A 10920-nucleotide genomic window follows, 5' to 3' on the forward strand; every position below is an offset into this window, starting at 1 on the left:
CGACATGACAACTCTGGAAAAAGAGGGAAAGCAATGAACGTCAGCCGCAGAAAGTTTTTTAAAATCTGCGCGGGCGGTATGGCTGGAACAACGGTTGCTGCGTTGGGATTTACGCCCAAAATGGCACTGGCTCAATCGCGAAATTATAAGCTGTTGCGCGCGAAAGAGATCCGAAACACCTGCACATACTGTTCCGTAGGTTGCGGGCTATTAATGTATAGCCTGGGAGATGGAGCAAAAAACGCCAAAGAAGCGCTTTATCATATCGAAGGGGATCCGGATCATCCGGTGAGCCGTGGCGCATTGTGTCCGAAGGGTGCCGGTCTGCTGGATTACGTCCATAGCGAAAACCGCCTGCGTTACCCGGAATATCGCGCGCCAGGCTCCGATAAATGGCAGCGCATTAGCTGGGATGAGGCACTCACCCGCATTGCTAAACTGATGAAGGCTGACCGTGACGCCAACTTTATTGAGAAAAACGAACAGGGCGTAACGGTAAACCGCTGGCTTTCCACGGGGATGCTCTGTGCCTCCGCTGCCAGTAATGAAACTGGCATGCTGACGCAAAAATTTGTGCGCTCACTCGGCATGCTGGCAGTAGACAACCAGGCGCGCGTCTGACACGGACCAACGGTAGCAAGTCTTGCTCCAACATTTGGTCGCGGTGCGATGACCAACCACTGGGTTGATATCAAAAACGCGAACGTCGTGATGGTGATGGGCGGTAACGCCGCGGAAGCCCATCCAGTGGGATTCCGCTGGGCGATGGAAGCGAAGAACAACAATGACGCCACGCTGATTGTTGTCGATCCCCGTTTCACCCGTACCGCCTCGGTTGCCGATATTTATGCGCCGATTCGCTCTGGCACGGACATTACGTTCCTGTCCGGCGTGCTGCGGTATCTGATTGAAAATAACAAAATTAACGCCGAATACGTCAGGCATTACACCAACGCCAGCCTGCTGGTGCGGGATGATTTCACCTTTGACGACGGTTTATTCAGCGGTTATGACGCGAAAAAACGGCAGTACGACAAGTCGTCCTGGAACTACCAGTTCGATGAAAACGGCTATGCCAGACGCGATGAAACCCTGTCGCATCCGCGCTGCGTATGGAATCTGCTGAAACAGCACGTTTCCCGCTATACGCCGGAGGTGGTAGAGAACATCTGTGGGACGCCGAAAGCTGACTTCCTGAAAGTGTGTGACGTGCTGGCCTCCACCAGTGCGGCGGATCGTACCACGACATTCCTGTATGCGCTGGGCTGGACGCAACACACGGTCGGGGCGCAGAACATTCGCACGATGGCGATGATCCAACTGCTGCTCGGCAACATGGGGATGGCAGGCGGCGGCGTTAACGCCCTGCGCGGTCACTCCAACATTCAGGGCTTAACCGACTTAGGTCTGCTCTCTACCAGCCTGCCGGGTTATCTGACGCTGCCGTCAGAAAAACAGAGCGACTGGCAGACCTGGCTGAACGCCAACACGCCAAAGGCCACGCTGCCCGACCAGGTGAACTACTGGAGCAACTATCCGAAGTTTGCCGTCAGCCTGATGAAATCGTTCTACGGCGATGATGCACGCAAAGAGAATGACTGGGGCTTTGACTGGTTGCCGAAATGGGATCAGGCGTACGACGTCATCAAATACTTCAACATGATGGATAGCGGGAAAGTCACCGGCTATATCTGTCAGGGCTTTAACCCGGTGGCGTCCTTCCCGGACAAAAACAAAGTGGTTCGCAGCCTGAGCAAGCTGAAGTACTTGGTGGTTATCGATCCGCTGGTGACTGAAACCTCAACCTTCTGGCAGAACCACGGCGAGTCGAACGATGTTGACCCGGCGTCGATTCAAACCGAAGTATTCCGTCTGCCGTCCACCTGTTTTGCCGAAGAAGATGGTTCTATCGCCAACTCCGGACGCTGGCTGCAGTGGCACTGGAAAGGTCAGGATGCTCCGGGTGAAGCACGTAACGACGGCGAAATTCTGGCCGGGTTGTTCCATCGTCTGCGCGAGATGTATCGCACAGAGGGGGGTAAAGGCGTGGAACCGCTGCTGAAAATGCGCTGGGACTACAAACAGCCGGATCATCCAGAGTCAGAAGAGGTGGCGAAAGAGAACAACGGCTATGCGCTGGCCGATCTCTATGACGCCAACGGTGTTCTAATCGCGAAGAAAGGGCAACTGCTCACCAGCTTCGCACAACTGCGTGATGACGGGTCGACCTCGTCTTCCTGCTGGATCTACACCGGTAGCTGGACGGAGAAGGGCAACCAGATGGCCAACCGCGATAACGCCGACCCGTCAGGGTTGGGCAATACGCTGGGTTGGGCATGGGCATGGCCGCTGAACCGTCGCGTGCTGTATAACCGCGCCTCAGCGGATATCAACGGTAAGCCGTGGGATGCGAAACGCATGCTGATCCAGTGGGACGGGGCGAAATGGACGGGTAATGATATCCCGGACTTCAACACCGCGCCTCCGGGCAGCGCAACCGGGCCGTTTATCATGCAGCCGGAAGGGCTGGGGCGTCTGTTTGCCCTTGATAAGCTGGCGGAGGGGCCGTTCCCGGAACACTACGAGCCGATGGAAACGCCGCTGGGAACCAACCCGCTGCATCCGAACGTCGTTTCCAGCCCGGTCGTGCGCATCTATGAAGATGACGTGTTGCGCCTTGGGAAGAAAGACGCGTTCCCGTATGTCGGAACGACCTATCGTCTGACCGAGCACTTCCACACCTGGACCAAGCACGCGCTGCTGAACGCCATCGCGCAGCCGGAACAGTTTGTGGAGATCAGCGAAACGCTGGCCGCCGCCAAAGGCATTGGCAATGGCGACTACGTGACGGTAAGCAGCAAGCGCGGATTCATTCGCGCGGTTGCGGTGGTTACGCGTCGTCTGCGAACGCTGCACGTCAACGGTCAGCAGGTTGAAACCGTCGGGATCCCGCTGCACTGGGGCTTTGAAGGGGTTGCGCGTAAAGGCTATATCGCCAACACCCTGACGCCAAACGTCGGTGACTCAAACTCGCAAACGCCGGAGTACAAAGCGTTTTTAGTTAACATCGAGAAGGCGTAAGGGGGCGAGCATATGTCTTTGGAAACGCAGGACATCATCAAAAAGTCCGCAACGAACGCGATCACGCCGCCGCCGCAGGCGCGTGATTACAAAGCCGAGGTCGCCAAACTCATTGACGTCACCTCCTGCGTGGGCTGCAAAGCCTGCCAGGTGGCCTGTTCTGAGTGGAACGACATCCGTGATGACGTGGGGCATTGTGTCGGGGTGTATGACAATCCCGCCGATCTCAGCGCCAAGTCCTGGACGGTGATGCGTTTTAGCGAAACCGAGCAGAACGGCAAGCTGGAATGGCTGATTCGTAAAGACGGCTGTATGCACTGTGAAGATCCGGGCTGCCTGAAGGCGTGCCCGTCTGCCGGGGCAATCATCCAGTACGCCAACGGGATTGTCGATTTCCAGTCCGAACACTGCATTGGCTGCGGCTACTGCATCGCCGGGTGTCCATTTAATATTCCGCGCCTCAATAAAGAGGATAACCGCGTCTATAAATGCACACTCTGCGTCGATCGCGTCAGCGTGGGTCAGGAACCGGCCTGTGTCAAAACCTGTCCGACCGGGGCGATTCATTTCGGTACCAAGCAACAGATGTTGGAAATGGGCGAGCAGCGCGTCGAAAAGCTGAAGGCGCGCGGTTACGAACATGCTGGCGTCTATAACCCGCAGGGCGTAGGCGGTACGCACGTGATGTATGTTCTGCATCACGCGAATCAGCCGGAGCTCTATCACGGTTTGCCGAACGAACCGAAAGTCGACACGTCTATCAATCTGTGGAAAGGGGCGCTGAAACCCCTGGCGGCGGCCGGATTTATCGCCACTTTTGCCGGGCTTATCTATCATTACATCGGTATTGGCCCGAACAAAGAAGTGGACGATGACGAGGAGGACCATCATGAGTAAGTCGAAAATGATTGTGCGCACGAAGTTCATCGACCGCGCCTGTCACTGGACGGTGGTGATTTGCTTCTTCCTCGTGGCGCTGTCGGGGATTTCGTTTTTCTTCCCGACGCTGCAATGGCTGACGCAAACCTTCGGTACGCCGCAGATGGGACGTATTTTGCATCCGTTCTTTGGCGTGGCGATTTTTGTCGCGCTGATGTTCATGTTTGTTCGTTTCGTCCATCACAACATCCCGGATAAGAAAGACCTTCCGTGGCTGAAGAACATTGTTGAAGTGCTGAAAGGCAACGAACATAAAGTGGCGGATGTCGGCAAATATAACGCCGGACAAAAGATGATGTTCTGGTCAATTATGAGCATGATTTTTGTGCTGCTGGTGACCGGCGTGATCATCTGGCGTCCGTACTTCGCGCAATACTTCCCGATGCAGGTGGTGCGTTACAGCCTGCTGATCCACGCGGCGGCGGGGATCGTTCTGATTCACGCCATCCTCATCCATATGTATATGGCATTCTGGGTGAAGGGATCGATTAAAGGGATGATTGAAGGGAAGGTGAGTCGCCGCTGGGCGAAGAAACACCACCCGCGCTGGTATCGTGACATCGAAAAGGCAGAAGCAAAAAAAGAGAGTGAAGAAGGGTTAAGCTAATTCTCTTTTTTTCAGATTAAAGGGGCGCTACACAAGTAGTGCCTTTTTTTTGCCATAAAAACGTCATGATCCTGACATCGACTAAACGTAACGTGTTGTCTTCACAAATAACCGAAGAGTTAACCGACAATGCATCTGGTCAAAAAATTAGTCGCGGTAAGCGTACTTCTTTGTGCGTCAGTTCAGGCGCAGAACATCCTCGATTTTCCACAACCGGAGAACAATCCGGAAGAGTTTTACGCCGTGACGGAAATTCCGGCCGGTGGGATCATTAAATACGAAACCGACGCTAAAACCGGATTCATCTTCGCGGACCGCTTCCAGTCGATGCCGGTCGCTTATCCGGCAAACTACGGCTCACTGACCCAGTCACTGGCGGGCGATGGGGATCCGCTGGACGTGATTTTCTACACCCGCGCTCCGATGGCACCGGGAACGCTGATCAAGCTGCGCGCGATTGGTGTACTGAAGATGATTGATGGCGGCGAGAAGGATGACAAAATTGTGGCGGTTCCCGCCAGCAAAATTGATCCTACGTATGACGACATCAAGGAACTGGCCGACCTGCCAAAAATTGAGGTTCAGCGTCTGGAATCGTTCTTCCGTGTCTATAAAGCGTTACCGGAAGGGCGTAAGAAAGTGGAGCTGAACGGCTTTAACGACGCGGCGACCGCGAAGCAGGAAATCAAACAGGCATGGGACGCCTGGAAAGCGAAAAATCCTCAGCAATAAGTGAATCTGCCGGACGGTGTGTTTGCCTGTCCGGCATGCAACGCCTTTACTGCGCGGCCAGCCGGCGCAGGCGGGAAACGTCCACGCTTTTTTGCGCTTGCGCCAGACTCCAGGTATTTTGCAGATTCAACCACATTTCCGGAGAACTGCCGATCACTACCGAGAGTTTGATCGCCATTTCCGGGGTCAGGGCCGCTTTGCCCGTAAGTAACCGACTTGCCGTTGAGGGCGCAATCTCCATTGCTCGGGCAAATTCACGCAAACTGACGTTCAGTTCGTCCAGCGCTTCCTGAATGATATCCCCGGGGCGGGGATGATTCGCCATTTTCATCAGTGATAATCCTCGTAATCCAGAATGTACGCATCGCCATTGACGAATTCAAACGTCATACGCCAGTTGCCTGAAACCGAAATCGCCCAGACGCCATCGCGATCGCCGCTCAGGGGATGCAGTCGGTAACCGGGCATGTTGATATCGTTCACGCAGCCTGCGGCATCAATCACAGCAAGGCGGTGTCGTAAACGTCTGACGTGATTTGTCATCACACCTGACGTTTTGCCGTGAAGAAACAGGTCGCGTAATCCCTTGTGCCTGAAATTCATGATCATCCAGTTCACCTCGTTCCTTCAGGAGGAACAGTAGCATTATGTTCCGTGTGGCGCAACAATTTTCGCCGTCGTGTGCGTGATTGTCTGGCGAAATGAGCAAAGAGAAAAGGAGAGGGGATGAATACTGGAAAGCGCTACGCAAATTGCCCGGTAAACATCACGTTACCGGGCATTGAGGGTTAAAGACGTGCGGTGAGGTCGTCTATCTCTTTACGCCATTGAGCCTGTAACTGCGGCTTCTGGTGTCTGGGTTTACGGGCCAGATCCTCAGCCAGACGCTGCTCAAGCGCGAGCAGTTTTTCCAACAGGTCTTCCTCGTCAATGCGCTCCAGGGCAAGCGGACCGTCATCTTTCACATCAGCCGACGAAAGTTCCGCTGTGGTCTGCCGGATATGCGCATAGACGGCTTCCAGATCGTGCCATTCGCTCAGTTCACCGTCGTCAACAAACCAGAACCGATTACAGCTCTGGCTGATGAGTTGACGATCGTGACTGACCAGCAGCACGCCGCCCTCAAAGGTTTGTAGCGTCTGCGCCAGCGCTTCTTTGCCCTCCATATCCAGATGGTTAGTCGGTTCATCCAGCATGAGCAGGCTATAGCGCGCCAGCGACAGTCCGACGAACAGCAGGCGCGAACGCTCGCCGCCGCTTAATGTACTGACCGATTGCGAATGGCGAATCCACGGGAATCCCGCGCTTATCAGCGCCATTTTGCGGATGTCCGGTTGCGGGGCGAACGGTTCAAGGGCGTCAAACAACGACGCATTATCCGGCAGTTGATGCAGCGTCTGGTCGTAGTAGCCCAGTGAAACGCGAGGGTGAAGGCGCAGTGAATCTGACGTCTGCTCCGTCAGATAATGCTGCCAGATCAGTTTTAACAGCGAGGATTTACCGCAACCGTTACGCCCGACGATCGCCACCCGATCGCCGCACTTCAGGCGGATGCCTGCAATGGTAAACAACGTTGGCGCGTCCGGGGCAGGCATGACCGACAGGTGCGATAATTCCAGCAGACGGTCTGCTCGCAGTGCGTCTCCGTGTAATGTTAGTGACCACTGACTTCCTGCCGTCAGATCCGTTTGCACCTCCTTCAGACGTAACACCTGCTTTTCCATTTGCTTCGCTTTGCGCGACAGATCTTCGTTGTCGTACACTTTCCCCCAGGTTGCCAGTCGTTTAGCGCTGGCGGTGACGCGGTCGATCTCCTTTTGTTCCGCCTTATGGCGTAACGCGTCGCTGGCATCGCGCTCAATCAGCGCCTGCCGGGCCGCGCTACAGGACAACGCAAAGGTATGAAGGGTACGATCGCGCAGGATCCACGTGCCGTTTGTGATCGCATCCAGCAGGTGCGGATCGTGGGACACCACCACGAAACTGCCGCACCAGTTCTGTAAAAACTGTTCCAGCCACAGTAGCGTCGGCAAATCCAGGTGGTTACCCGGTTCGTCAAGCAGCAGAAGGTCTGGTTGGCGCATCAGCGCGCGGGCCAGCAGCAGACGCGTATGCTGACCGCCGCTCAGGGTCTGCGCCGTCAGTTGTCGATCCTGGACACGGAAGCCCATCTGCGCGAGCAAGGTGTCGACCTGCCAGAGTTGACTGGGGCGTTCATGTTCAGGAAGTTGAGCCAACACGGCTTCCTGTAACGTCAGCGGCAGGATCTCATCAGGCAAATGTTGTTCAACACGGGCAAGATGGCAATGGTTCGCCAGCGCCAGGGTTCCGCCGGTCGGGGCAATTGAACCGTCGAGAATTTTAAGCAGTGTGCTTTTGCCGCAACCGTTGTAGCCGATAAGCCCAATGCGATCGCCTTTTTTCAGGGTAAACGTCAGATCGTCGAAAAGCGTGCCGAACGCCGTATCAACGTGCAGGGATTGTGCGGTTAGTAATGTGCTCATTGTTGCTTACTCAAGAGTTACAGGCGTAAAAACGCCTCGTCAAACATCGCTGACGATAACCCGGTAAGCCCGAGAGAAGGGGAATTCAGAAGTTAGCTTCGCTCAAGCAGAAGTTATCGCAGCACGATACCGATAACGCTTGAGCACTGGCGATCGCCAAAAGCATGTGAAGCGATGAATCGTTCACAGTACAGCATAAGTATCCTCCTTTTATTTATCCGAATGTTAATCGATGGTGAAAGTGTAAGCGCAAGTGATGAGACAGCGCAAGCCTGAAGGCCCGGCAGCGTACGCCACCGGGCAGTTCATCAGATGGAAGTACGACGATAATCGCGATATTCCGCCTGCCAGAAGTTCTCTTCGATAGCCTGCAACAGCGCTTCGGCAGAGGTTTTCACCGCCACGCCCTGTTGTTGTGCCATTTTACCGACGGCAAACGCAATGGCGCGCGAGACGGTCTGAATGTCTTTCAGTTCCGGTAACACGAGCCCTTCACCGTTGAGTACCAGCGGCGAGTACTGGGCCAGCGTTTCACTGGCGGACATCAGCATCTCATCGGTAATGCGGGATGCGCCGGAGGCAATCACGCCCAGCCCAATCCCGGGGAAAATATAGGCGTTGTTACACTGGGCAATAGGATAGATTTTGTCTTTCCAGACCACGGGCATAAACGGACTGCCGGTGGCGACCAGCGCGTTACCTTCCGTCCAGGCGATGATGTCCTGCGGCGTTGCTTCCACACGCGAGGTGGGGTTAGACAGTGGCATCACGATCGGGCGCGGGCAATGCTTGTGCATTTCGCGGATGATCTCTTCGGTGAACAAACCGGTTTGTCCGGAAACGCCGATCAGAATATCGGGCTTAACGTTACGGACTACGTCAAGCAGCGACAGCACGTCGTTGTCGCTGTCCCACGATTGCAGATTTTCACGTTTCTGCACCAGTTTGGTCTGGAAGGAGAGTAGATTCGGCATCTGGTCGGTCAGCAGGCCAAAACGGTCCACCATGAAGACTCTCTGGCGCGCGGCCTCTTCGCTCAAACCTTCACGCTGGATCTGAGCAACTATCTGCTCGGCAATACCGCAACCGGCGGAACCCGCGCCGAGGAAGACAATTTTCTGCTCGCTGAGCTGGCTACCTGCCGCTCGGCTGGCGGCGATCAGCGTACCAACGGTAACCGCAGCGGTGCCTTGAATGTCGTCGTTGAAGGAGCAGATTTCGTCGCGATAGCGGTTAAGGAGCGGCATGGCGTTCTTCTGCGCGAAATCTTCGAACTGCAGCAGAACGTCCGGCCAACGGTGCTTAACCGCCTGAATAAATTCATCGACAAACGCATAGTATTCATCATCGGTGACACGCGGATTTCGCCAGCCCATGTACAACGGATCGTTGAGCAGTTGCGGGTTGTTGGTTCCCACATCCAGCACCACAGGCAGGGTATAGGCAGGGCTAATCCCGCCACAGGCGGTGTACAGTGAAAGCTTCCCGATTGGAATGCCCATCCCGCCGATCCCCTGGTCGCCAAGACCGAGGATACGCTCGCCGTCGGTCACCACGATTACTTTGATGTTGTGGTTGGGTACGTTTTGCAGAATGTCGTCCATGTTGTGGCGGTTCTGGTAGGAGATGAACACGCCGCGCGCGCGACGATAAATCTCGGAGAAACGTTCACAGGCAGCACCTACCGTCGGGGTATAGATAACCGGCATCATCTCATCGAGATGGTTGTGAACCAGTCGGTAGAACAGGGTTTCGTTGGTATCCTGAATATTGCGCAGGTAGATGTGCTTGTCGATTTCCGTTTTGAATCCCTGATACTGGATCCAGGCACGTTCCGCCTGTTCTTCAATCGATTCGACCACTTCCGGCAGTAACCCCAGCAGGTTGAAGTTACGGCGTTCCTCCGTACTGAACGCACTGCCTTTATTCAGTAAGGGAAATTCCAGCAGTACCGGGCCAGCGTAAGGAATATAAAGGGAACGCATTTTTTTGCTTTTGGTTTCCATGTCACTCACTCTTTTTTGGATATCCGTCCCTGGCACTTTTTATAATACGTCGCCATTCCACCAGGGTATCGGGCACAGAGTATAAAGCATTGCGAATGGATTAAGGCTTTTTGTAAGCAAAAACACCATCGCGGTTGCGATGGTGTTTATCGTCATATTCGGGCTGTACGGTTACTTCTTGCTGTCTGCGTGGCGTTTTCTGCCGGTAGGGTTGTTCACCACGCTGGATTTTTCACCTTCAGTCACCACTTTGCGCTGATTGGAGATTTTATGGTCCAGTCCAAGAATATGACGGGCCTGACGGTTCGATTTCATTCTAACTCCTTTATCCTGTTACTGGTTTCAAGGATGAGTCCATATGACTTCGGACGAAATATAACCCTTAAGGTCGACGATACAGAAAAATACCGACCTGATTGATGGTCGGCCATTTTCTCTGAAAGGTCAATGTGTAAGCGGGGAATTAAGAAGTCTCTGCTAACCGCCACAAAATCTGCTGAACGTCCTATACTTGTTATCCCGACGATAAAAAGGAGAGAACGATGACTATCCATAAGAAAGGTCAGGCACACTGGGAAGGCGACATCAAACGCGGAAAAGGCACTGTTTCGACGGAAAGTGGCGTGCTTAACCAGCAGCCTTATGGTTTTAATACCCGCTTTGAAGGGGTGAAAGGCACCAACCCGGAAGAGTTGATTGGCGCGGCGCATGCCGCCTGTTTCTCAATGGCGCTGTCGTTGATGCTTGGCGAAGCAGGCTTCACGCCAGAGGCTATCGACACCACGGCGGACGTGTCGCTGGATAAAGTCGATGCCGGTTTTGCCATTACCAAAATTGCGCTACACAGCGAAGTGAAGGTGCCGGGAATCGATGCCGCCACCTTCGACGGTATCATCCAGAAAGCGAAAGCCGGCTGCCCGGTCTCGCAGGTGCTGAAAACGGAAATCACCCTCGATTATCAACTGAAGTCATAGCGACAGTATTGCCCGGTCGCGTGATGCGAACCGGGCATAAAAGCCTTACTGTACAACCCAACATCACGCACCAGCTT

At 54.5% G+C, this 10920-nt stretch carries 10 protein-coding genes; 5 read left to right on the forward strand and 5 right to left on the reverse strand.

What is annotated here, in order from left to right; translation table 11 throughout:
- Positions 1–33: 33 nt before the first annotated feature.
- The 4 genes from fdnG (at position 34) to GBC03_17360 (ending at position 5359) form a co-directional block, all read left to right on the forward strand.
- Positions 34–3081, forward strand: coding sequence for a formate dehydrogenase-N subunit alpha (gene fdnG, locus GBC03_17345; GenBank protein ID QFS71843.1), 3048 nt, complete (start codon positions 34–36; stop codon positions 3079–3081).
- Positions 3082–3093: 12 nt separating this feature from the next.
- A complete protein-coding gene (gene fdxH, locus GBC03_17350; protein ID QFS71844.1) occupies positions 3094–3978 on the forward strand; it encodes a formate dehydrogenase subunit beta in 885 nt (294 codons plus the stop codon).
- A complete protein-coding gene (gene fdnI, locus GBC03_17355; protein ID QFS71845.1) occupies positions 3971–4627 on the forward strand; it encodes a formate dehydrogenase-N subunit gamma in 657 nt (218 codons plus the stop codon). The genes fdxH and fdnI overlap by 8 nt, the downstream gene beginning before the upstream one ends.
- Before the next feature lie 129 nt (positions 4628–4756).
- Complete coding sequence (locus tag GBC03_17360; protein QFS71846.1) at positions 4757–5359, forward strand: inorganic diphosphatase; 603 nt, start codon at positions 4757–4759, stop codon at positions 5357–5359.
- A 46-nt stretch (positions 5360–5405) separates the two neighbouring features.
- On the opposite strand, the gene GBC03_17365 is transcribed toward GBC03_17360, so the two are convergent.
- The 5 genes from GBC03_17365 to GBC03_17385 form a co-directional block, all read right to left on the reverse strand.
- Complete coding sequence (locus GBC03_17365) at positions 5406–5690, reverse strand: HigA family addiction module antidote protein (protein QFS71847.1); 285 nt, start codon at positions 5688–5690, stop codon at positions 5406–5408.
- The gene (locus tag GBC03_17370; protein QFS74045.1) at positions 5690–5968 is read right to left on the reverse strand and encodes a Killer protein; all 279 of its coding nucleotides are present in this window, start codon (positions 5966–5968) and stop codon (positions 5690–5692) included. Before GBC03_17370 ends, GBC03_17365 begins: the two co-directional genes overlap by 1 nt.
- 179 nt (positions 5969–6147) lie before the next feature.
- Positions 6148–7863: an ATP-binding cassette domain-containing protein gene (locus GBC03_17375; protein QFS71848.1), complete on the reverse strand. Its 1716-nt coding sequence runs from the start codon at positions 7861–7863 to the stop codon at positions 6148–6150.
- A 308-nt stretch (positions 7864–8171) separates the two neighbouring features.
- A complete protein-coding gene (gene maeA, locus GBC03_17380; GenBank protein ID QFS71849.1) occupies positions 8172–9869 on the reverse strand; it encodes an oxaloacetate-decarboxylating malate dehydrogenase in 1698 nt (565 codons plus the stop codon).
- A 171-nt stretch (positions 9870–10040) separates the two neighbouring features.
- Positions 10041–10184: a stationary-phase-induced ribosome-associated protein gene (locus GBC03_17385; protein ID QFS71850.1), complete on the reverse strand. Its 144-nt coding sequence runs from the start codon at positions 10182–10184 to the stop codon at positions 10041–10043.
- Between the two features lie 227 nt (positions 10185–10411).
- Between GBC03_17385 and osmC the strand changes: the two genes are divergently transcribed.
- The gene (osmC, locus tag GBC03_17390; GenBank protein QFS71851.1) at positions 10412–10843 is read left to right on the forward strand and encodes a peroxiredoxin OsmC; all 432 of its coding nucleotides are present in this window, start codon (positions 10412–10414) and stop codon (positions 10841–10843) included.
- Positions 10844–10920: the final 77 nt, after the last annotated feature.

This window comes from Citrobacter telavivensis (genome assembly GCA_009363175.1).
In the GTDB taxonomy this organism is placed as follows: domain Bacteria; phylum Pseudomonadota; class Gammaproteobacteria; order Enterobacterales; family Enterobacteriaceae; genus Citrobacter_A; species Citrobacter_A telavivensis.

Excerpts from the sequence above, each read along its gene's own strand:
- GBC03_17365 (QFS71847.1), bottom strand. The coding sequence starts at position 5,690 with ATGAAAATGGCGAATCATCCCCGCCCCGGGGATATCATTCAGGAAGCG.
- GBC03_17360 (QFS71846.1), top strand. The coding sequence starts at position 4,757 with ATGCATCTGGTCAAAAAATTAGTCGCGGTAAGCGTACTTCTTTGTGCG.
- GBC03_17370 (QFS74045.1), bottom strand. The coding sequence starts at position 5,968 with ATGATCATGAATTTCAGGCACAAGGGATTACGCGACCTGTTTCTTCAC.
- GBC03_17385 (QFS71850.1), bottom strand. The coding sequence starts at position 10,184 with ATGAAATCGAACCGTCAGGCCCGTCATATTCTTGGACTGGACCATAAA.
- fdnI (QFS71845.1), top strand. The coding sequence starts at position 3,971 with ATGAGTAAGTCGAAAATGATTGTGCGCACGAAGTTCATCGACCGCGCC.
- fdxH (QFS71844.1), top strand. The coding sequence starts at position 3,094 with ATGTCTTTGGAAACGCAGGACATCATCAAAAAGTCCGCAACGAACGCG.
- maeA (QFS71849.1), bottom strand. The coding sequence starts at position 9,869 with ATGGAAACCAAAAGCAAAAAAATGCGTTCCCTTTATATTCCTTACGCT.
- osmC (QFS71851.1), top strand. The coding sequence starts at position 10,412 with ATGACTATCCATAAGAAAGGTCAGGCACACTGGGAAGGCGACATCAAA.
- GBC03_17375 (QFS71848.1), bottom strand. The coding sequence starts at position 7,863 with ATGAGCACATTACTAACCGCACAATCCCTGCACGTTGATACGGCGTTC.